The sequence below is a fragment of the Pseudomonas neuropathica genome, assembly GCF_051174785.1.
GTDB lineage: Bacteria > Pseudomonadota > Gammaproteobacteria > Pseudomonadales > Pseudomonadaceae > Aquipseudomonas > Aquipseudomonas neuropathica_A.
This window is the reverse complement of sequence record NZ_CP195111.1, coordinates 2,778,546-2,799,652: the sequence shown is the minus strand read 5'-3', so window position 1 is coordinate 2,799,652 and position 21,107 is coordinate 2,778,546. Positions and strand designations below refer to the sequence as shown.

At 60.2% G+C, this 21,107-nt stretch carries 17 protein-coding genes; 11 read left to right on the top strand and 6 right to left on the bottom strand.

What is annotated here, in order from left to right; translation table 11 throughout:
• Positions 1–31 precede the first annotated feature (31 nt).
• The 5 genes from rarD to ACRRSD_RS12725 all read right to left on the bottom strand — a co-directional run bounded on the left by rarD (position 32) and on the right by ACRRSD_RS12725 (position 5,923).
• Entirely contained in the window at positions 32–919 is an 888-nt protein-coding gene (rarD, locus tag ACRRSD_RS12745; RefSeq protein WP_435038255.1) for an EamA family transporter RarD, read from the bottom strand.
• Between the two features lie 206 nt (positions 920–1,125).
• Complete coding sequence (locus ACRRSD_RS12740; RefSeq protein WP_016983182.1) at positions 1,126–2,100, bottom strand: serine/threonine protein kinase; 975 nt, start codon at positions 2,098–2,100, stop codon at positions 1,126–1,128.
• A gap of 167 nt (positions 2,101–2,267) precedes the next feature.
• Entirely contained in the window at positions 2,268–4,169 is a 1,902-nt protein-coding gene (locus tag ACRRSD_RS12735) for a PhoX family protein (RefSeq protein WP_435038254.1), read from the bottom strand.
• Positions 4,170–4,239: 70 nt separating this feature from the next.
• A complete protein-coding gene (locus ACRRSD_RS12730) occupies positions 4,240–5,004 on the bottom strand; it encodes a TOBE domain-containing protein (RefSeq protein ID WP_435038253.1) in 765 nt (254 codons plus the stop codon).
• Positions 5,005–5,188: 184 nt separating this feature from the next.
• A complete protein-coding gene (locus ACRRSD_RS12725) occupies positions 5,189–5,923 on the bottom strand; it encodes a ComF family protein (protein WP_435038252.1) in 735 nt (244 codons plus the stop codon).
• Positions 5,924–6,014: 91 nt separating this feature from the next.
• Between ACRRSD_RS12725 and bioB the strand changes: the two genes are divergently transcribed.
• From bioB to ACRRSD_RS12675, 10 genes are all read left to right on the top strand, one after another.
• Positions 6,015–7,070: a biotin synthase BioB gene (bioB, locus tag ACRRSD_RS12720; RefSeq protein ID WP_435038251.1), complete on the top strand. Its 1,056-nt coding sequence runs from the start codon at positions 6,015–6,017 to the stop codon at positions 7,068–7,070.
• Between the two features lie 130 nt (positions 7,071–7,200).
• Positions 7,201–8,379 carry an 8-amino-7-oxononanoate synthase gene (bioF, locus tag ACRRSD_RS12715; RefSeq protein ID WP_435038250.1) on the top strand — a complete coding sequence of 393 codons (1,179 nt, stop codon included), beginning with the start codon at positions 7,201–7,203 and terminating at the stop codon, positions 8,377–8,379.
• Positions 8,372–9,103, top strand: a complete 732-nt coding sequence (locus ACRRSD_RS12710) for an alpha/beta fold hydrolase (RefSeq protein ID WP_435038249.1) — start codon at positions 8,372–8,374, stop codon at positions 9,101–9,103. The genes bioF and ACRRSD_RS12710 overlap by 8 nt, the downstream gene beginning before the upstream one ends.
• The gene (bioC, locus tag ACRRSD_RS12705) at positions 9,096–9,905 is read left to right on the top strand and encodes a malonyl-ACP O-methyltransferase BioC (protein WP_435038248.1); all 810 of its coding nucleotides are present in this window, start codon (positions 9,096–9,098) and stop codon (positions 9,903–9,905) included. The genes ACRRSD_RS12710 and bioC overlap by 8 nt, the downstream gene beginning before the upstream one ends.
• Positions 9,902–10,582 (top strand): dethiobiotin synthase, encoded by a 681-nt coding sequence (gene bioD, locus ACRRSD_RS12700; protein WP_435038247.1) that lies wholly within the window; start codon positions 9,902–9,904, stop codon positions 10,580–10,582. The genes bioC and bioD overlap by 4 nt, the downstream gene beginning before the upstream one ends.
• 108 nt (positions 10,583–10,690) lie before the next feature.
• Positions 10,691–10,987 (top strand): pyrroloquinoline quinone biosynthesis protein PqqE, encoded by a 297-nt coding sequence (locus tag ACRRSD_RS12695; RefSeq protein WP_435038246.1) that lies wholly within the window; start codon positions 10,691–10,693, stop codon positions 10,985–10,987.
• A 274-nt stretch (positions 10,988–11,261) separates the two neighbouring features.
• Positions 11,262–13,067, top strand: coding sequence for a phenylacyl-CoA dehydrogenase (locus ACRRSD_RS12690; protein ID WP_435038245.1), 1,806 nt, complete (start codon positions 11,262–11,264; stop codon positions 13,065–13,067).
• Between the two features lie 192 nt (positions 13,068–13,259).
• Positions 13,260–14,549, top strand: coding sequence for a GGDEF domain-containing protein (locus tag ACRRSD_RS12685; RefSeq protein ID WP_122599231.1), 1,290 nt, complete (start codon positions 13,260–13,262; stop codon positions 14,547–14,549).
• Positions 14,550–14,639: 90 nt separating this feature from the next.
• On the top strand, positions 14,640–16,436 hold the full coding sequence (locus ACRRSD_RS12680; RefSeq protein WP_435038244.1) for an acyl-CoA dehydrogenase C-terminal domain-containing protein: 1,797 nt from the start codon (positions 14,640–14,642) through the stop codon (positions 16,434–16,436).
• 226 nt (positions 16,437–16,662) lie between these two features.
• Positions 16,663–18,441 carry an acyl-CoA dehydrogenase C-terminal domain-containing protein gene (locus ACRRSD_RS12675; RefSeq protein WP_435038243.1) on the top strand — a complete coding sequence of 593 codons (1,779 nt, stop codon included), beginning with the start codon at positions 16,663–16,665 and terminating at the stop codon, positions 18,439–18,441.
• Between the two features lie 227 nt (positions 18,442–18,668).
• Here ACRRSD_RS12675 and ACRRSD_RS12670 read toward each other — a convergent pair whose 3' ends face one another.
• Entirely contained in the window at positions 18,669–19,583 is a 915-nt protein-coding gene (locus ACRRSD_RS12670) for a LysR family transcriptional regulator (RefSeq protein WP_435038242.1), read from the bottom strand.
• A gap of 169 nt (positions 19,584–19,752) precedes the next feature.
• Between ACRRSD_RS12670 and ACRRSD_RS12665 the strand changes: the two genes are divergently transcribed.
• Positions 19,753–21,036, top strand: coding sequence for an aspartate aminotransferase family protein (locus ACRRSD_RS12665; protein ID WP_435038241.1), 1,284 nt, complete (start codon positions 19,753–19,755; stop codon positions 21,034–21,036).
• Positions 21,037–21,107 lie beyond the last annotated feature (71 nt).

The window sequence follows — 21,107 nt, the reverse complement described above, 5'->3', positions numbered from 1 at the left end:
CGTGGCCTGTGAGGGTTTGTGTGTTTTTTGATCAGTTGCGTCGACGCAGACTTATCCACGCATCGACGCTGTAAACCGCCAAACCGGCCCAGATAAAGATAAACGCAACCAGCGTGCTCGACGACAGATGTTCGCCGAACAGCAACACTGCTTGCAGCAGCACGAGGGTTGGCGCCACGTATTGCAGGAAACCGATGGTGGTGTAGGGCAAGTGGCGCGTGGCGGCGTTGAAACACACCAGCGGCACCAGCGTCACCGGCCCCGCCGCCACCAGCCACCAGGCCTGTGATGTGGTCCAGAACTCCGGCTGAGCGCTGGTCGCGGTCTGGTTGAACAGCAACCAGGCAATAGCGATTGGCACCAGCATCCAGGTTTCCACCACCAGCCCCGGCAACGCCTTGACCGGCGCCTGTTTGCGGATCAGACCGTAGAAGCCGAACGTCAGCGCCAGCGCCAGCGACACCCACGGCAGACTGCCAACCTGCCACACCTGCTGCGCGACGCCAATCGCCGCGAGGCCGACCGCCACCCACTGCATCCGGCGCAGCCGCTCCCCAAGAATCACCATGCCCAACAGCACGTTGACCAGCGGATTGATGTAGTAACCCAGACTCGCCTCGAGCATGCGCCCGTTGTTCACCGACCACACGTAGGTCAGCCAGTTGGCCGCGATCAGCGTCCCGCTCAACGCCAGAATCGCCAGACGTTTGGGGTTGTCCAGCAATTCGCGCAACCAGCCCGGGTGTTTCCACACCATCAGCAACAACCCACCAAACAGCGCCGACCACAGCACCCGATGGATGATGATTTCAACGGCTGGCACGTCGGCGATGGCTTTGAAGTAGATCGGGAACAGGCCCCAGATGATGTAGGCACTCAGGCCCAGAATGTACCCGCGACGCGGGTTGGCGGCTTGCATGCAGAATCCTTGCTTAGGCAGCTGACAAAAGAGGGATTGTAAGGAGATTTGTCTACGAATGCCGTAGCGCAATGGTCGGGAAATTGTGAACAACGGACAATTGTGGGAGTGAGTCTGCTCGCGATAGCGCTCTGACATTCAACATTTTCATTGACTGATAAAACCCTATCGCGAGCGGGCTCACTCCTACAGAGGATGGAGGCGGGTCAGAAGAGTTTCAGCGGTTCTTCGTTCAGGGCAGACAGTTGCTCACGCAACGCCAACACCTGATCGCCCCAATACCGCTCGGTACCGAACCACGGAAAACTGTGCGGGAACGCCGGGTCATCCCAGCGCCGCGCCAGCCAGGCGCTGTAGTGCATCAGGCGCAGCGCGCGCAACGGTTCGATCAGCGCCAGTTCGCGCGGGTCGAAGTCGTGGAATTCGTTGTAGCCATCCATCAGTTCCGACAACTGTCCCAGGCATTCCTGGCGATCGCCGGCGAGCATCATCCAGATGTCCTGGACCGCCGGACCCATGCGGCAGTCATCAAGGTCGACGATGTGGAACATCTCGTCACGGCACATCATGTTGCCGGGGTGGCAGTCGCCGTGCATGCGAATGTTCTGGTGCGGCGTGTTGGCGTAGGCATCTTCCACGCGCTTGAGCAGGTCGCGGGCGACGGACTCGTAGGCCGGCAGCAGGCTTTTCGGAATGAAGTTGCCTTCGAGCAAGGTGTTCAGCGAGGCGTGGCCGAAGTTCTGCACGGCGAGGGCTTCTCGGTGTTCGAACGGCTTGGTCGCGCCGACGGCGTGGATCCGTCCTAGTAACTGGCCGAGACGATACAACTGATCCAGATTGCCTGGCTCCGGCGCCCGACCGCCGCGACGCGGGAACAGAGTGAAGCGGAAGCCGGCGTGTTCGTGCAGGGTTTCGCCGTTGTGGATCAGCGGCGCCACCACCGGAATCTCGACGTCGGCCAGTTCGAAGGTGAACTTGTGTTCTTCGAGAATGGCTTCGTTGGTCCAGCGCTGCGGGCGATAGAACTTGGCGATCAGCGGCTCGGAGTCTTCGATGCCGACCTGATAGACGCGGTTTTCGTAGCTGTTGAGCGCCAGGATGCGCGCATCGCTGAGGAAGCCGATGCTTTCAACGGCATCGAGCACGAGGTCGGGGGTAAGGGTTTCAAACGGGTGGGCCATGCTGACTCCTGCGCGCAGCAGGCTGCCGCGTCCGGCCCAGCATGGTAGCGCAGATGGCAGCGGGGGAGTTGGTTGGTGTCTGTGTCTGACGCCATCGCGAGCAGGCTCACTCCCACAGGGGATCGCATTCCCAATGTGGGAGCGAGCTTGCTCGCGAAGGCGGTGTATCAGGCGCCGACGATCCCGCCATCCTCACGAGTAATCGCCATCACCGAAGACCGCGGCTTGCCATTCGGTAAATGCTCAGGGAACGTCGAACCACCGTTCTCACCCGGATGCTGAATCCCGACAAACAGGGTTTTCTGATCCGGCGAGAAACTGATCCCGGTGACCTCACAACCAATTGGCCCGACCATGAAACGGCGAATTTCACCGGTCTTCGGATCGGCACAGAGCATCTGGTTATTGCCCATCCCGGCAAAATCCCCGGCGTTGCTCGAATCACCATCGGTGAGAATCCACAAACGCCCGGCCTTGTCGAAGCCCAGACCATCCGGGCTGTTGAACATGTTCTGCGGGGTGATGTTCTTCGAGCCGCCCTTCGGCGTCCCGGCATGCACGCCCGGGTTGCCGGCGACCACAAACAGATCCCAGGCAAACGTCTTCGACGCGTGATCATCGCGGTCGGTGCGCCAGCGCAGAATCTGCCCGTAGACGTTCTTCTCGCGCGGATTCGGCCCACCGACTGGCTGGCCGTCTTCGCCGCGCTTGGCGTTGTTGGTCAGGGTGCAATAGACCTGGCCATCCTTCGGACTGACGACGATCCATTCCGGACGGTCCATGCGCGTCGCGCCAACCACGCTGGCGGCAAGGCGCGCGTGGATCAGCACTTCAGCCTGATCGGCGAAGCCGCTGCTGGCGTCGATGCCGTTTTTGCCGTGAGTCAGCTCGATCCACTGGCCCTGGCCTTTCGGGTGATCGGGGTTGCTGTCGCCGTTGTCGAATTTCGCCACGTACAAGGTGCCGTGATCGAGGATGTCGCGGTTGGCCTTGGCGTTGCGGTGGTTGATGCGGTCGCGGCTGACGAATTTGTAGATGAATTCGCCGCGCTCGTCGTCGCCCATGTACACCACGGCGCGACCGTCGTCGGTCTCGGCCAGTGCGGCGTTTTCATGTTTGAAGCGGCCCAGCGCCGTGCGTTTCACCGGGGTCGATTGCGGGTCGAACGGATCGATCTCGACCACCCAGCCGTGACGGTTGAGTTCGTTGGGGTTCTTCGCCATGTCGAAGCGCGGGTCGTACGGGTGCCAGTTGATTTCGCGGCTGGCGGCGGATACTCCGTAGCGCTTTTGCGCCGGGTCGAACTGCTGCTGGGCGTTGCTGCTGCCGAAGCAGTCGGTGAAGTTTTCTTCGCAGGTCAGATAGGTACCCCACGGGGTTTTCCCGTTGGCGCAGTTCTGGAAGGTGCCGAGAACTTTTTTGCCGTGTTTGTCGGCGGCGGTTTTCATCAGCTCGTGACCGGCCGCCGGGCCGCTGATGCGCAGCGGCGAGTTGCCGTGGATGCGGCGGTTGTAGCGTGAGCCCTGAACGAACTGCCATTGGCCGTTTTTGCGCTGTACCTCGATCACCGACACGCCCTCGCAGGCCAGTGCTTTACGCACGTCTTCGGCCGATTGCGGCATGCCGCCGTGCGGGTAGAGGTAGCGGTAGTTGGTGTATTCGTTGTTGATCGCCATTAACGCGCGGTTGCGGTCGTCGGGGAAAGCGAACAGGCTCATGCCGTCGTTGTTGTCGCCGAACTGCACTTCCTGTGCGGCGGCGGTGCCGTTGCCGCTCGGGTCGAAGGCCGGGCCATTCTTGTGCAGCGGCTGGCCCCAACTGATCAGCACCGAAGACTTGTAGCCTTTGGGCAGCGTGATGACGTCAGTGGTCGCCGCCGGAATACTCTCGAAACCGAGCAGGCGGCTGTTGCCGGCGCTGACGCCGGTGGCCAGTGCGCTGCGGCTCAACAGACTGCCGCCGAGGAACATTGCCGCGCCGCACAGTGCGCCGGCGCCGATGAAACCGCGACGGCTGAGGCCGACCATTTTTTCCAGGTCAGTGGATTGGTTTTCTTCTAATAGGCTCACATCAGGCTCCCTGCTTGGTTTTGGCAGCCACCTTAATGAGCGTCGATGACGCTTTCGTTGCAGCGCCCGATTACAGCGGCGTGCCGATCAGCACGTTGGACGGCGAAAACTGCACCTGCACCGGTTGTTCCACGCTCAATCCGCGCGTGCGCAAATCGAGCGGCTCGGCCAGGGCGCAGAGGGTATGGCCGTTGGGAAGGGTAATGCGCACTTCGCTCGGGCCGTCCTCGGCGTCTAGAATCGCTTCGATGGTGCCCTTCAAAAGATTGTGACCAGACGTTGCAGATTGCTCGTGTCCGAGCAATTCCAGCCAGCCGGCCTTGATCAGCGCCACGACGTCGGTACCGGCTTGCAGCTCCAGATGCACGGTGCTGTCGTGGGTGATCTGCGCGTCGAGGCACAGACCTTCGGCCAGTTCGAGGCGGATCAGGTCATTGCGGCCCTGCGCTTCGATCGCCACGACTTTGCCGTGTAATTGATTGCGTGCGCTTGTTCTGAGCATCAAGCGACCGAGCAGGTCCAGATCGCTGGCGTCTTCCGCTGCTTCCAGCACCTGGGCCTGCAGGGCCTGCAGTTTTTGGTACAGGCGCAAAACGCGCTCGCCTTCGCTGGAGAGTTTCGCGCCGCCGCCGCCCTTGCCACCGACGGCTCGTTCGACCAATGGTTTTTGCGCCAGGTTGTTCAGCTCATCAATGGCATCCCACGCGGCTTTGTAGCTCAGGCCTGCGCTTTTTGCGGCGCGGGTGATCGAGCCCTGTTCGGCGATATGTTGCAGCAGGGCGATACGCTGCGGACGGCGGACGATGTGCTGGGACAACAGGGAAGGCATGGACATGCGTGGATGCTTTTTTGTGGCGGTGAACGTGGAAGTTGGTCGCTTGCAACGCGAGAGTCAAGCCTGACACAGAACCCTGTGGGAGCGAGCCTGCTCGCGAAAGCGGCGTGTCAGTCAACATTGATTTTGAATGTGCTGGCCACTTCGCGAGCAGGCTCGCTCCCACATGAGGATCGCGCTGACCTCAGCTTCCGGGCTTCGGAGTGCGGGCCAGGCAATAGACATCGACCCGCGCGGCGCCAGCGTTCATCAGCAACCGGGCCAGTGCCTGTGCGGTCGCGCCAGTGGTCAGCACATCATCAACCAACGCCAAATGCCGGCCTCGTATCTGCGCATCCGGCATGATCTCGAAGGCATCGCGCAGATTATGTTTACGCGCCTTGGCATCAAGATTCTGCTGGGCACTGGTCTCCTTGATTCGGCGCAGAACCTGTTCCTCACAAGGCAGATCCAGCGATTGACTCAACCACCGCGCCAGCATCGCCGCCTGGTTGAACCCCCGCTGGCGCAGACGTTTACCGGCCAGCGGCACCGGCAATAACGCATCAGGCCTTGGCAAACCCTCATCGAAGCGATGTTGCAGGTATTGCCCGAGAACGTCGGCGAGCAGGTGGCCAAACGGCCATTTCGTGTTGTGTTTAAACCGCGTAATCAAGCTGTCCACCGGGAAGCCATAGAGCCACGGCACCACCACCTGTTCGAAGGCCGGCGGCTCTAGCAGGCACTCTCCGCAGGTCATGCCGGCGGCGAGAAGTGGCAGGGCGCAGCTCTGGCAGTGGTCGCCAAGCCACGGCAGATCGGTTTCGCAAGCCACGCAGATTGGCATTTGTGCTTCTGCCGGCTCATCGCAAAGCAGGCAGGTCTGTACATTATTTAAACAGATGTAAACCTGTCCTTCGTATCGTGGTTGACAGCGCATGACTCTTCCTTAAATATGCCGAACATCCGTGTCGCGCCTGTGGGTATTCCGTTCCCGCAGCCGCCAGCCAAGCATAACCAAGGAACTACCCATGAGCGCGAGCACTACCGCCACCCTGCGTCACGACTGGTCTCTGGCCGAAGTCAAAGCACTCTTCGTACAACCCTTCAACGACTTGCTGTTCCAGGCGCAGACGGTGCACCGCGCACATTTCAACGCCAACCGCGTTCAGGTTTCGACCCTGCTGTCGATCAAGACCGGCGCCTGCCCGGAAGACTGCAAGTACTGCCCGCAGTCCGGTCACTACAACACCGGCCTTGAAAAAGAAAAGCTGATGGAAGTGCAGAAGGTCCTCGAAGAGGCGGCACGCGCCAAGGCCATCGGCTCGACGCGGTTCTGCATGGGCGCGGCGTGGAAGCACCCGTCGGCCAAAGACATGCCATACGTGCTGAAAATGGTTGAAGGCGTGAAAGCCATGGGCCTGGAAACCTGCATGACCCTCGGTCGTCTCGACCAGGATCAAACCGAAGCGCTGGCCAAGGCCGGCCTCGATTACTACAACCACAATCTTGACACCTCGCCTGAGTTCTACGGCAGCATCATCACCACCCGCACTTACAGCGAGCGCCTGCAGACGCTGGCCTACGTGCGTGAATCGGGGATGAAGATCTGCTCCGGCGGCATCCTCGGCATGGGCGAGTCGCTGGATGATCGCGCCAATCTGCTGATCCAGTTGGCCAATCTGCCGGAGCATCCGGAATCGGTGCCGATCAACATGCTGGTGAAGGTCGCCGGTACGCCTTTGGAAAACGCCGAAGACATCGATCCGTTCGACTTCATCCGTATGCTCGCCGTTGCGCGGATCCTCATGCCGCAATCCCACGTGCGCCTGTCCGCTGGCCGCGAAGCGATGAACGAGCAGATGCAGGCTCTCGCATTCTTTGCCGGTGCCAACTCGATTTTCTACGGCGACAAGTTGCTGACCACCGCCAACCCGCAGGCGGACAAGGACATGCAACTGTTTGCGCGTCTGGGTATTCAGCCGGAAGCCCGTGAAGAGCATTCCGATGAGGTTCACCAGGCTGCAATTGAGCAGGCATTGGTTGAGCAGAAGAGCAGCGAGCAGTTCTACAACGCCGTCGTCTGATCGCCATACGGATTCCATGTAGGAGCTGCCGAAGGCTGCGATCTTTTGATCTTGTCTTTTAAAAAACAACATCAAAAGATCGCAGCCTTCGGCAGCTCCTACACAGTCATTTTTCAGATGTGAGGCCTGCATGTCTTTCGATCTCGCCGCACGCCTTGCTGCCCGTCGTGCCGAAAATCTCTATCGCCAGCGACCGCTGCTCGAGTCCCCGCAGGGGCCGCAAGTGGTGGTCGACGGCAAACCATTGCTCGCCTTCTGCAACAACGATTACCTCGGCCTGGCCAATCATCCGCAGGTCATCGAAGCCTGGCGCGCCGGCGCTGAACGTTGGGGGGTCGGTGGTGGCGCCTCGCATCTGGTGATCGGCCACAGCGGCCCGCACCACGCTCTGGAAGAAGCACTGGCTGACCTCACTTGCCGACCGCGTGCGCTGCTGTTCACCACTGGTTACATGGCCAACCTCGGCGCGGTCACGGCGTTGGTCGGGCAGGGCGATACGGTGCTGGAAGATCGCCTCAATCACGCTTCGTTATTGGATGCGGGTCTGTTGTCTGGCGCGCGTTTCAATCGTTATTTGCACAACGATGCGGTGAGCCTGGCCAAACGTCTGGAGAAAGCCACCGGCAATACGTTGGTGGTCACCGACGGTGTCTTCAGCATGGACGGCGACCTCGCGGATCTGCCGGCGCTGGCCCGTGAAGCCAAGGCCAAAGGCGCGTGGTTGATGGTCGATGACGCTCACGGTTTCGGGCCGCTGGGTGTGAATGGCGGCGGCATCGTCGAGCATTTCGGTTTGAGTCAGGAGGATGTGCCGGTACTGGTCGGCACCCTAGGCAAAGCCTTCGGTACAGCAGGGGCATTTGTTGCTGGCAGCGAAGAGCTGATTGAAAGCCTGATCCAGTTCGCCCGCCCGTACATCTACACCACCAGCCAGCCACCGGCACTGGCCTGCGCGACGCTGAAAAGTCTGGAGCTGCTGCGCACTGAACACTGGCGTCGTGAATATCTGCGAACGTTGATTCGCCAGTTCCGCCGGGGTGCCGAGCAGATCGGACTGGAGTTGATGGACAGCTTTACGCCGATCCAGCCGATCATGATTGGCGATGCCGGGCGCGCGGTGCGCCTGTCGCAGATGTTGCGCGAGCGTGGGTTGATGGTCACCGCGATCCGCCCGCCGACCGTGCCCGCCGGCAGCGCTCGGCTGCGCGTGACCCTGACCGCTGCTCACAGTGAGGCGCAGGTGCAGCTATTGTTAGAGGGACTGGCCGATTGCTTTGCCCAACTGTCGTCGGAGCCAAGCCATGCGTGATCGCCTGATTCTGCTGCCTGGCTGGGGCCTCGGTGTGTCGCCGATGGAGCCTTTGGCCGCCGCATTGCAAGGCCTCGATGAACATCTGAAAGTCGACATCGAGCCGTTGCCGGAACTGGATTCCAGTGACCTGCAGGACTGGCTCGACGAACTTGATGAAAGCATTCCCCAGGACGTCTGGCTGGGTGGCTGGTCGTTGGGCGGCATGCTCGCGTCCGAGCTGGCGGCACGGCGTGGCGAGCGTTGCTGCGGTTTGCTGACGCTGGCGAGCAATCCTTCTTTCGTTGCCCATGAGCAGTGGTCGAACGCGATGCCCGGCGAAACTTTCGACGCATTTCTTGCCGGTTGCCAGGCCGATCCGCGCACAACGCTCAAACGCTTCTCGCTGCTCTGTGCTCAAGGCGCGCAAGACCCGCGCGGCTTGTCGAGATTGCTGTTGGGCGGCGCGCCGAATACCGCGCCGGCGGCGCTGATGGCGGGACTGGAACTGCTCGCACAACTGGACACCCGCGAAGCATTGCAGGCGTTTCGTGGCCCGCAGTTTCATTTGTTCGCCGGGCAGGACGGTCTGGTCCCGGCGGAAGCGGCGGGGGCATTGTTCGCCCTGTTGCCGGATATCGAAATAGGTCTGATCGAACAGGCCTGTCATGCGTTTCTTCTGGAAGACCCCCACGGACTGGCGGGCGCTATCCAGGCTTTTCTACATGAGTGCGGTGATGACTGATTTGTCTCTTGTGCTGCCTGGCGGCTTGCCTGACAAGCGTCAGGTCGCGGCCTCTTTTTCTCGTGCGGCGGCCAGTTACGACAGCGTCGCCGAGTTGCAACGTGATGTCGGTACACAGTTGATTGAGCGTTTGCCGCAGGAATTCATGCCGGCGCGTTGGCTGGATCTGGGCTGTGGCACGGGTTACTTCACCCGCGCGTTGGCTTCGCGGTTTGCCGAGGGTCACGGTCTGGCGCTGGATATCGCTGAAGGCATGCTTGAGCACGCGCGGCCATTGGGTGGTGCCGAGCATTTCATTACCGGCGATGCGGAGCGTCTGCCGTTGCAGGACTCGACTTGCGACCTGATCTTCTCCAGTCTCGCGGTGCAGTGGTGCGCGGATTTCGAGGCGGTGCTCAGCGAAGCGTTTCGCGTGCTGAAACCGGGCGGGATTTTTGCGTTTGCTAGTCTTTGTGTAGGGACGCTGTTTGAGTTGCGCGACAGCTGGCGGCAGGTCGACGGGATGGTGCACGTCAACCGCTTCCGCGATTTCGCCCGCTATGAGCAATTGTGTGCGGCCAGTGGCTTGCGCACGTTGAGTCTGGAGAATCAGCCGCACGTGTTGCACTACCCGGATGTGCGCAGTCTGACCCATGAGTTGAAAGCCTTGGGGGCGCACAATCTGAACCCGGGGCGCCCGGGCGGTTTGACCGGACGCGCGCGGATTCTCGGGCTGGTCGACGCTTACGAGCAGTTCCGTGAGGCATCGGGATTGCCGGCGACTTATCAGGTGGTCTACGCCGTGTTGGAGAAACCCGTATGAGCGCAGCCTATTTCATCACCGGAACGGACACCGATGTCGGCAAGACCACCGTTGCCGCCGGGCTGCTGCATGCGGCGCGCTCTGCCGGGCTAAGTACCGCGGCGGGCAAACCGGTGGCTTCAGGGTGCGAAGTGACGCCCAAGGGGCTGCGCAACTCCGATGCGTTGGCGCTGTTGGCCGAATGTTCGTTGCCGCTGAGTTATCAACAGGTCAATCCGGTGGCGTTCGAGCCAGCGATTGCTCCGCATCTGGCGGCGCGTGAAGCGGGAGTGGCGTTGACCGTGCAATCGCTGCTGGCGCCGATGCGTGAGATTCTGGCGATGAATGCCGACTTCACTCTGATCGAAGGCGCGGGGGGCTGGCGGGTGCCTTTGGCCGATCAGGATAATCTGTCGGATCTGGCGATTGCGCTGAAGTTGCCAGTGATTCTGGTAGTGGGCGTGCGGCTGGGTTGCATCAGTCACGCCTTGCTGACGGCGGAGGCGATTGCCCGTGATGGGCTGCAGTTGGCCGGGTGGGTGGCGAATATCATCGATCCGAAGACTTCGCGGCTGGAAGAAAACCTCGCGACGTTGGCCGAGCGGATTCCGGCGCCGTGTCTGGGGCGCGTGCCTAAACTCAAGACCTTGAGCGCGGAAGCGGTGGCCGATCATTTGCAACTGGATCTGCTCGACTAAGCTTTTTTCTATGGGCAGGCACTGTGCCATTAGTGTTTTTGACGGGTGTTTTTCTGGCGCCTCTGCTTCAATGACAGCCATTGATCCTTCCCAAGGATGAGAACCGTTATGGAAATCTCCGGTAACACAGCTTTTTATGCAGGTCTGAGTTCTATTCAGAACGGGCAGAACCGCGTCGATCAGGCTGCCAGCCAGATTGCCAACAATACTATCGAACGCTCGGTGACCAGCCAGTCGTCCGAAGTGCAGGTTGACCGTCTACGTGGTGTGGATCGTGCCCAGCAATCGGATCTGGCCAGCAATATGGTCGAGATGTCTCAGGGCAAGATCCAGGCAGAGCTGGGCGTGAAGGTCGTCAAAGCATCGGATGAAGTGCTCGGTACGATCATCGACACGTTCGCCTGATTTGTTCCAGTCTGCATGCTGAACGCCGCGCTTTGTCGCGGCGTTTTTCGTTATAAGTCCTTCTCCCTCAACTAATCTTTTTTCAGCGCCCGTGGCTCGTTCGAGCTCATGGCGGTTTGCTGTGTCCGGCGTTGGAAAATTCTGATGACGAACGGCAAAAGATCGATGCTTGACAAGATTTCGGCGTAAACGTATGTTTCAAACAACTGTTTGACCGTCACAACAAATCAACACGGTCGTTCATTCCCGGTTACATCAGCAGAGGTTTATCGCTATGCCTGACTACAAGGCCCCCTTGCGTGATATTCGCTTCGTTCGTGACGAACTGCTCGGCTACGAAGCGCACTATCAGAGCCTTCCGGCTTGCGCAGACGCGACTCCGGACATGGTTGACGCCATTCTCGAAGAAGGCGCCAAGTTTTGTGAGCAGGTACTGGCACCGCTGAACCGCGTGGGCGACCTCGAAGGTTGCACCTGGAGCGAGTCCGGTGTGAAAACCCCGACTGGCTTCAAAGAGGCTTACAAGCAATTCGTTGAAGGCGGCTGGCCAAGCCTGGCGCACGACGTTGAGCATGGCGGTCAAGGCCTGCCGGAGTCGCTGGGTCTGGCCGTGAGCGAAATGGTTGGCGAAGCCAACTGGTCGTGGGGCATGTACCCAGGCCTGTCGCACGGCGCGATGAACACCATCTCCGAGCACGGCACGCCAGAGCAGCAAGAAGCCTATCTGACCAAACTGGTCTCCGGCGAATGGACCGGGACCATGTGCCTGACCGAACCGCACTGCGGCACCGACCTGGGCATGCTGCGCACCAAGGCCGAACCTCAGGCAGACGGCTCCTACAAAGTCTCCGGCACCAAGATCTTCATCTCGGCCGGTGAACACGACATGGCCGACAACATCGTCCACATCGTGCTGGCTCGCCTGCCGGACGCTCCTGCCGGCACCAAAGGCATCTCGCTGTTCATCGTTCCGAAATTCATGCCGAATGCCGATGGCACCATCGGTGAGCGCAACGCAGTGAGCTGCGGTTCGCTGGAACACAAGATGGGCATCCACGGCAACGCCACCTGCGTGATGAACTTCGACGGCGCCACCGGTTACCTGATCGGCCCGGCGAACAAAGGCCTGAACTGCATGTTCACCTTTATGAACACCGCACGTCTGGGCACCGCACTGCAAGGTCTGGCCCACGCCGAGATCGGTTTCCAGGGTGGTCTGAAATACGCTCGCGACCGTCTGCAAATGCGCTCCCTGACTGGCCCGAAAGCGCCGGACAAAGCCGCTGACCCGATCATCGTGCACCCTGACGTACGCCGCATGCTGTTGACCATGAAGGCATTCGCCGAAGGCAACCGTGCGATGGTGTACTTCACCGCCAAACAGGTCGACATCGTCAAATACGGCGTCGATGAAGAAGAGAAAAAGAAAGCCGACGCACTGCTGGCCTTCATGACTCCGATCGCCAAAGCCTTCATGACCGAAGTCGGTTTCGAATCCGCTAACCACGGCGTGCAGATCTACGGCGGCCACGGCTTCATCGCCGAGTGGGGCATGGAGCAGAACGTTCGCGACAGCCGCATTTCGATGCTGTACGAAGGCACCACCGGTATCCAGGCACTCGACTTGCTGGGCCGTAAAGTGCTGATGACTCAAGGCGAGGCCCTGAAAGGCTTCACCAAGATCGTTCACAAGTTCTGCCAGAGCAACGAAGGCAACGAAGCCGTTGCAGAATTCGTCGCACCGCTGGCTGCGATCAACAAGGAATGGGGCGAGCTGACCATGAAGGTTGGTATGGCGGCCATGAAAGATCGCGAAGAAGTCGGCGCGGCGTCGGTGGACTACCTGATGTACTCCGGTTATGCCTGCCTGGCTTACTTCTGGGCCGACATGGCTCGCGTGGCAGCCGAGAAGCTGGCAGAAGGCAATGGCGACGCGGCGTTCTACACCGCCAAGCTGCAAACCGCGCGCTTCTACTTCCAGCGCATCCTGCCGCGTACCCGTACCCACGTGGCCACCATGCTGTCGGGTGCCAACAACCTGATGGACATGAAAGAAGAAGACTTCGCGCTGGGCTACTAAGCTTTAGCGCCGTCTCATGAAAACCGCTGCTCCTGTTAGGGGGCGGCGGTTTTTTTGTTAGTGAATCGCTCAGATAGTCGGGCTTCCGGCCGTTAAAGAGACAGTGTGTGATCTGGATCACATCCTGTGGGCTTGGCTGCACTTTGCAGGCACAATGCTATCTCTTTGCCATGACGGGTCGGAGCTTTACCCTTGCCGCGTTCTTCCGCTGTACGTTTCAGCCATTTCCTACCTTCACTGCTGTTGTTACTCGCGGGGTTGGCGGCTGCGTACGTCAAAGACCTCAGCGTGTTCTTCACTTCGCTGTTCAACGTGTTACCGACGTTGGTGCTGTTGCTGGGCGGCGCGTATTGCGCGGTTTACCGACGCCAGCGCGAACTGTTTCTGATGCTCACGGTGTACATCGCCTACTTTTTGCTCGACACCCAGACCGACTATTACCGCGACAATGGCAAGGTCCGCGAAGACGCTGCGGTGGTCTTTCATCTTGTGTGTTTGCTGCTGCCGTTGCTGTTTGGCCTGTTCGCGGCGTGGCAGGAACGTACGCACCTGTTTCAGGACATGGTCGCGCGTTTTGCGGTGCTGCTGGCCTTTGGCAGTGTGGCATTGGGCCTTGAGCAGAGTTATCCCCAGGCATTGCTGATCTGGCTTTCGGAAATCCGCTGGCCAGCGCTGCATGGCGCGTGGATGAGTTTGATCCAGCTCTCGTATCCGGTGTTTATCTCGGCGTTCCTGCTGCTGGCCTGGCAGTACTGGCGCAACCCGCGCCCGCTGCATGCGGCGCAACTGGTGGGTTTGCTCGGCGTGTTCTGGATGCTGCCGAAAACCTTCATCCTGCCGTTTACCTTGAACATCATGTGCAGTCAGGTGATGTTGATGATTGCCGCCGCAGTTGCGCACGAGGCTTATCAAATGGCCTTCCGCGACGAACTGACCGGTCTGCCGGGACGCCGCGCGCTCAACGAACGCATGCAGCGCCTCGGGCGCAACTACGTGTTGGCGATGAGCGACGTCGACCACTTCAAGAAATTCAACGACACCCATGGCCACGATGTCGGTGACCAGGTGCTGCGCCTGGTCGCCAGCAAGCTGTCGAAAATCAGCGGTGGCGGTAGGGCATATCGTTATGGCGGTGAGGAATTCGCCCTGGTGTTCGCCGGCAAAACCCTTGAGGAATGCATGCCGCACCTAGAAGTGATCCGCGAGTCGATTGCGTCCTACAACATTCAACTGCGCAATCAGGAAAACCGTCCGCAGGATGATCAGCAAGGCCGTCAGCGCCGCGCCGGTTCCGGTGCTTCCAGCGTTTCGGTCACGGTGAGCATCGGCGTCGCCGAGCGAGTAGAGCAGCGCAATCCCGAACAAGTGCTGAAGTCCGCCGACGAGGCGCTCTACGCCGCTAAAGGCGCGGGGCGTAACTGCGTGGTTGCGTTCGGCCAGAACCGTCGCGGTGCGGTGCGCATGGACACGGCCGCAGGTTGAGTGATGACGGCGCATTCAGCGTCTGCACAGTGATTGTGGGGCGTGGTGACCGGCAGTAGGTTGGAGAAATCTGCTGACGGAGAAGCCACCATGCCTGAGTACAAATCCCCGCTGCGCGACATGCGCTTTCTGATCGACCACGTCTTCGACTTTCACAGCAACTACGCCGCCCTCGGCGCGCACGACGCCAGCCCGGACATGATCAACGCGATCCTCGAAGAGGGCGCGAAGTTCTGCGAGAACGTTCTGGCGCCGCTTAATCGCAGCGGTGATGAAGAGGGCTGCCATTTCGACAACGGTGTGGTGACAACGCCTACAGGCTTCAAGCAAGCCTTCGCACAATATGTCGAGGGCGGCTGGCACGGTCTGGCGGCAGATCCGGCTTATGGCGGGCAGGGCTTGCCGAGTTCGCTGGGGCTGGTGATCAGCGAAATGGTCGGTTCCAGCAACACCTCTTGGGGCATGTACCCGGGCTTGACCCATGGAGCGATGTCGGCGATCCATGCTCACGGCAGCGCCGAGCAAAAAGACACTTATCTGAGCAAGCTCACCGCCGGCCAGTGGACCGGCACCATGTGCCTGACCGAAGCCCATTGCGGCACCGACCTGGGCATCATCAAGACCCGCGCCGTGCCTCAGGCCGACGGCAGCTACGCGATCACTGGCAGCAAGATTTTCATCTCCGCCGGCGAGCACGACATGAGCGACAACATCATTCATCTGGTGTTGGCCAAGTTGCCGGATGCACCGGCCGGGACCAAAGGGATTTCGCTGTTTATCGTGCCGAAGTTCTTGCCGGACGCGGCGGGTGAGGCTGGCGAGCGCAACGGCGTTTCCTGCGGTTCGATCGAGCACAAAATGGGCATCAAGGCGTCGGCCACTTGCGTGCTGAACTTCGACGGCGCCAAGGGTTACCTGATCGGCGAGCCGAACAAGGGTCTTAACTGCATGTTCACCATGATGAACCACGCGCGGCTAGGTACCGGGATGCAGGGGTTGTGTCTGGGGGAAGCGAGTTTCCAGGGCGCGATCAAATACGCCAACGACCGCTTGCAGATGCGTTCGCTGACCGGTGCCAAAGCCCCGGACAAAGCCGCCGACCCGATCATCGTCCACCCGGACGTGCGGCGGATGTTGTTGACCATGAAAGCTTTCAACGAAGGTAACCGGGCGCTGACCTACTTCACTGCGCAGTTGCTCGATGTCGCGCACCTGAGCAGCGACGCCGAGGCACGGCAGGAGGCGGAAGACCTGTTGGCGTTCCTCACGCCGATCTGCAAGGCGTTCATGACCGACACCGGGCTGGAAGTGACCAACCACGGCATGCAGGTGTTCGGCGGCCACGGTTTCATTCGCGAATGGGGCATGGAGCAGCTAGTGCGCGATTGCCGGATTGCGCCGATCTACGAAGGCACCAACGGCATTCAGGCGCTGGATCTGCTGGGGCGCAAGGTGCTGGGCAGCCAGGGCAAGTTGTTGCGCGGCTTCACCAAGATCGTCCACAAATTCTGCGCAGCCAACGCCGAGCACCCGCAACTGGGCAGCTTCGTTGCGCAGCTCAATGAGCTGAACCAACAGTGGGGCGACCTGACCATGAAAGTCGGCATGGCGGCGATGAAAAACCCGGATGAAGTGGGCGCGGCGTCGGTGGATTATCTGATGTACAGCGGTTACATCATCCTGGGTTATCTGTGGCTGCGCATGGCGTTGGTGGCGCAGGCGCAACTGGAAGCGGGCGAGGGTGAGGCGGATTACCTGCGGGGCAAATTGGCGACGAGCGAGTTTTACTTCAAGCGTTTGTTACCGCGTACGGCGGCGCATCGGTCGGCGATCGAGGCGGGGAGTGAGTGTTTGATGAAGTTGCCGGCGGAAATGTTTGCGCTTTAAGCAAGATCAAAAGATCGTCCGATCGCGGCCCGAGCCTTCGGCAGCTCCTACATGGGACCGAGTTTTATCTGTAGGAGCTGCCGAAGGCTGCGATCTTTTTGTGGTGACTAAAAATAACAAATCAGTCACCGGTTGACCCTATGTGTCGCAAAAGTTGTTGAGGTACACTCCAGCTCAACGAAAACACCATTCCACGAATCACCGTTTAGATCTTGCGAGGTTTGCCATGGCTGACTACAAAGCGCCGCTGCGCGATATGCGCTTCGTCCTCAATGAAGTGTTCGAAGTCGCCAAACTCTGGGCCGAACTGCCAGCTCTGGCCGAGACCGTCGACGCCGAAACCGTTGAAGCCATTCTCGAAGAGGCCGGCAAGGTCACCAGCAAAAGCATCGCGCCGCTGAGCCGTGCCGCTGACGAAGAAGGTTGCCATTGGGCTGACGGCGCCGTCACCACTCCAGCCGGTTTCCCACAGGCTTATCAGACTTACGCCGAAGGCGGCTGGGTTGGCGTCGGTGGCGATCCGCAATACGGCGGCATGGGCATGCCCAAAGCCGTATCGGCGCAGGTTGAAGAAATGGTCAACTCCGCCAGCCTGTCATTCGGTCTGTATCCGATGCTGACCGCCGGCGCCTGCCTGTCGATCAACGCCCACGCCAGCGAAGAGCTGAAAGCGGCGTACCTGCCGAACATGTACGCCGGCGTCTGGGCCGGTTCGATGTGCCTGACCGAGCCGCACGCCGGCACCGACCTGGGGATTATCCGCACCAAGGCCGAGCCTCAGGCCGACGGTTCCTACAAGGTCAGCGGTACCAAAATCTTCATCACCGGTGGCGAACACGACCTCACCGAAAACATCATCCACCTGGTGCTGGCCAAACTGCCAGATGCCCCGGCGGGCCCGAAAGGCATTTCGCTGTTCCTCGTGCCGAAATTCATGGTCAATGCCGACGGCAGCCTGGGCGCGCGTAACCCGGCGAACTGCGGTTCGATCGAGCACAAAATGGGCATCCAGGCGTCCGCGACCTGCGTGATGAACTTCGACGAAGCCGTGGGATATCTGGTCGGCGAGCCGAACAAAGGCCTGGCCGCGATGTTCACCATGATGAACTACGAGCGCCTCGGTGTGGGTATTCAAGGCCTCGCTACCGGCGAGCGCTCGTACCAGAACGCCGTTGAATACGCCCGCGACCGTCTGCAAAGCCGTTCGCCGACCGGCGCGCAGAACAAAGACAAAGTCGCTGACCCGATCATCGTCCACCCGGACGTGCGGCGCATGCTGCTGACCATGAAAGCCTCGAACGAAGGCGGCCGTGCGTTCTCCACTTACGTAGCGATGCAACTCGACACTGCCAAGTTCAGCGAAGACGCCACCACCCGCAAGCGTGCGGAAGATCTGGTCGCGTTGCTGACGCCGGTGGCCAAGGCATTCCTCACCGACCTGGGGCTGGAAACCACCGTGCACGGTCAGCAGATTTTCGGCGGCCACGGCTACATCCGCGAATGGGGCCAGGAGCAACTGGTGCGTGATGTGCGCATCACCCAGATCTACGAAGGCACCAACGGCATTCAGGCGTTGGACCTTGTCGGTCGCAAGATCGTCGGCAGCGGCGGTGCGTTCTATAAACTGTTTGCTGACGAGATCCGCCACTTCACCGCCACCGCGAGTGCGGATCTGGGTGAATTCACCAAGCCGTTGAACGATGCGCTCAATACCCTTGATGAGCTGACGTCGTGGTTGCTGGATCGGGCGAAAAACAACCCGAACGAAATCGGCGCGGCCTCAGTCGAATATCTGCAAGCGTTTGGATACGTTTCCTACGCCTACATGTGGGCATTGATGGCCAAAGCCTCGTTGGGCAAAGAAGCGCAGGACGATTTCTACGCCAGCAAACTGGGCACCGCGCGCTTCTACTTCGCCCGCCTGCTGCCGCGCATTCACTCGTTGAGCGCGTCGGTGAAGGCCGGTAGCGAGTCGCTGTTCCTGCTGGATGCGGCGCAATTCTGATGTGATAGCGTCATGTAAGCATTCTCTTACATGACGTGCTGCTGTTCTCCCATATGCGTAGATTGGATCCACGGCTAATCTACATTTCATGGACGTCGCGCAGGAAGCGCAAAGCAACAACACGGACACGTAGGATTCTGCCAGGGTGGCGGAGTGAAATGGATGTCAGGGAAACAGTCTGCAAAGCCCCGCTTCGGCGGGGTTTTCTTTTGCCTGAAGAAAAGTATTCAGGCCAGTGGATCCAGTGCTGGTTTCACCTCACGCTCCATCACTTCCTCCAGCAAAGTCCGCAACAGCGCCAAAGACGCTTGCTGGCGTTGTACATCGCGACACACCAGACCCACCTTCAGCGGCACCCGTGGTTCGCTCAGCGGTTTCCACAACAGATCCTGATCGTCGTACTCTTTTTGCGAACGCCCCGGCAGCACCGTCGCCAGTCTGGTGTGCGGCAGGCTGTCGAGAATACCCACCATATTGTTCAGTTCGGCCTGCACTTGCGGGCGTCGTCCCAGGGCGGTCAGTTGCGCCTGCCAGATCTGGCGAATCTGAAACTCTTCGCCCAACAGCAACATGGGCAGCTCGGCCGCCTGGCGCATCGAGACTTTCTTGAATTCACGCAATGGGTGGTCCGCCGGGATCACCAGTGTCAGTTCATCTTCGTACAGCATGACGCCATGCAGGCCCGGTTGGCGCGGTGGTAGATAGCTGATGCCGATGTCCAATGAACCGTTGAGCAAACGCCGCTCGATCTCAAGCCCGGTCAATTCATAAATCTGCACCACCAGATGTGGCTGTGCCTTGCGCACCCGCTCAAGCATTTGCGGTACCAGGCTGGTGTGCACCGTTTGCAGCACGCCAATTGCCAGCGTGCGCAAGGCCTGGCCCTTGAAGTTGCCCAACGCCTCGCGCGCCCGTTGCAGTCCGTCGAGCAGCGGCACCGCGTGGTTGTACAGCGTGTGTGCGGCGAGGGTAGGCAGCAGGCGCTTGCTGCTGCGTTCGAACAGGGTGACGTCGAGGTTCTGTTCGAGCTGGCGGATCTGCTGCGACAGCGCCGGTTGCGAGATCGACAGGCGCTCGGCGGCGCGGCCGACATGGCCTTCTTCGTAGACCGCGACGAAATAACGCAGTTGTTTGTAATCCATAAGTAATGCTTATCGAAAATGCTGGTAAATCGAAATGGCCCGCAGGCCCCAGTAAGCCTAGTCTAACCGCATTCACAAGGCTTACAGGGCCAGAAAGCGCGATGAATAGCGTTCGCTTCGACAGTGTTTGCATAGGCAGTTCAAAACACCTCAAACGAGGTTTTTTTCAATGAATCTGTTCAGTTTGCGGCGCCAGACGCCGAGTCTTGATGACCTCGCTGTCGAGGGCTATTCCTCTGATAACAGCGAAGATCTCAGCGTCGAGCGGCTGATGCCCAGCGTCGAGCGGCCACAACAGGTGTTCGTCCGAGGTCAGGGTTCGTGGCTGTGGGACAGCAACGACCGTGCCTACCTCGACTTTTCCCAGGGCGGTGGTGCCAACAGCCTTGGCCACAGCCCTTCGGCGCTGGTCAAAGCCATTGCCAGTCAAGCCCAGGCGCTGATCAATCCCGGTTGCAACCTGCACAATCGCGGCATGCTCAGCCTCGCTGAGCGCCTGTGTGCCAGCACCTCCAGCGATCAGGCGTATTTGCTCAACAGCGGCAGCGAAGCGTGTGAAGCGGCGATCAAACTGGCGCGCAAATGGGGGCAGCTGCATCGTGGGGGCGCCTCGCGGATCATTGTTGCGAAGCAGGGTTGCCATGGCCGCAGTCTGGCTACGATTTCCGCCTCCGACAGCTGCAACCTGCACAACCGTTTTGAGCCACTGCTGCCGGGTTTCGATCTTGTGCCGTTCAACGACTTGCCGGCGCTGCACGCGGCGGTCGACGCGCAGACCGTGGCGATCATGCTTGAACCGATCCAGAGCGATGCCGGCGTCGTTCCGGCCTCCGAACATTACCTCAAAGGTGTCGAACGTCTCTGCCGCGAACTGGGCATTCTGCTGATCCTCGACGAAGTGCAAACCGGCATTGGTCGCTGCGGCACGTTGCTCGCCGAGCAATACTTTGGCGTGCGCGCCGATATCGTCGTGCTCGGTAAAGGGCTTGGCGGCGGTGTGCCGTTGGCAGCACTGCTGGCGCGTGGCAAAGCATGCTGTTTCGAGGCGGGCGAACTCGGCGGCACTCATCACGGCAATGCGCTGATGACAGCGGCCGGGCTGGTGGTGCTAGACAGTGTGTACGACCGCAGCTTCCTCCAGCAGGTCAACGACAACGGCCAGCACTTGCGCGAAGGTCTGGCCCGATTGGCACACCGCTACGACCACGGCGAATTACGCGGCCAGGGCCTGTTCTACGGGCTGTCCCTGTCGGACGATTCCGCCGACGCGGTGGTCCACGCCGCCCTGCACGAAGGCTTGCTGCTCAACGCCCCGCAAGCCAACTGTCTGCGCTTCACCCCGGCACTCACCGTGAGCAAAACCAATATCGACGAAATGCTCCTGCGCCTGGGCCGCGCCTTCTCGCGGGTGCGCACTGCGCAACTGCAATGCCGCAAGGGGATTGCCGTCTGAACTGAAGTTTCCTACCTGATTCCAAGAACCGTCTCGCGGTATAACGCACGCCCCACGCCTGATTCTTTTGG

Bases quoted from the DNA above. Each gene is read 5' to 3' on its own strand.
- ACRRSD_RS12730 (WP_435038253.1), bottom strand. From the start codon at position 5,004: ATGTCCATGCCTTCCCTGTTGTCCCAGCACATCGTCCGCCGTCCGCAG.
- ACRRSD_RS12740 (WP_016983182.1), bottom strand. From the start codon at position 2,100: ATGGCCCACCCGTTTGAAACCCTTACCCCCGACCTCGTGCTCGATGCC.
- rarD (WP_435038255.1), bottom strand. From the start codon at position 919: ATGCAAGCCGCCAACCCGCGTCGCGGGTACATTCTGGGCCTGAGTGCC.
- ACRRSD_RS12670 (WP_435038242.1), bottom strand. From the start codon at position 19,583: ATGGATTACAAACAACTGCGTTATTTCGTCGCGGTCTACGAAGAAGGC.
- ACRRSD_RS12675 (WP_435038243.1), top strand. From the start codon at position 16,663: ATGGCTGACTACAAAGCGCCGCTGCGCGATATGCGCTTCGTCCTCAAT.
- ACRRSD_RS12690 (WP_435038245.1), top strand. From the start codon at position 11,262: ATGCCTGACTACAAGGCCCCCTTGCGTGATATTCGCTTCGTTCGTGAC.
- ACRRSD_RS12695 (WP_435038246.1), top strand. From the start codon at position 10,691: ATGGAAATCTCCGGTAACACAGCTTTTTATGCAGGTCTGAGTTCTATT.
- ACRRSD_RS12680 (WP_435038244.1), top strand. From the start codon at position 14,640: ATGCCTGAGTACAAATCCCCGCTGCGCGACATGCGCTTTCTGATCGAC.
- bioB (WP_435038251.1), top strand. From the start codon at position 6,015: ATGAGCGCGAGCACTACCGCCACCCTGCGTCACGACTGGTCTCTGGCC.
- bioC (WP_435038248.1), top strand. From the start codon at position 9,096: ATGACTGATTTGTCTCTTGTGCTGCCTGGCGGCTTGCCTGACAAGCGT.
- ACRRSD_RS12710 (WP_435038249.1), top strand. From the start codon at position 8,372: ATGCGTGATCGCCTGATTCTGCTGCCTGGCTGGGGCCTCGGTGTGTCG.
- bioF (WP_435038250.1), top strand. From the start codon at position 7,201: ATGTCTTTCGATCTCGCCGCACGCCTTGCTGCCCGTCGTGCCGAAAAT.
- bioD (WP_435038247.1), top strand. From the start codon at position 9,902: ATGAGCGCAGCCTATTTCATCACCGGAACGGACACCGATGTCGGCAAG.
- ACRRSD_RS12725 (WP_435038252.1), bottom strand. From the start codon at position 5,923: ATGCGCTGTCAACCACGATACGAAGGACAGGTTTACATCTGTTTAAAT.
- ACRRSD_RS12665 (WP_435038241.1), top strand. From the start codon at position 19,753: ATGAATCTGTTCAGTTTGCGGCGCCAGACGCCGAGTCTTGATGACCTC.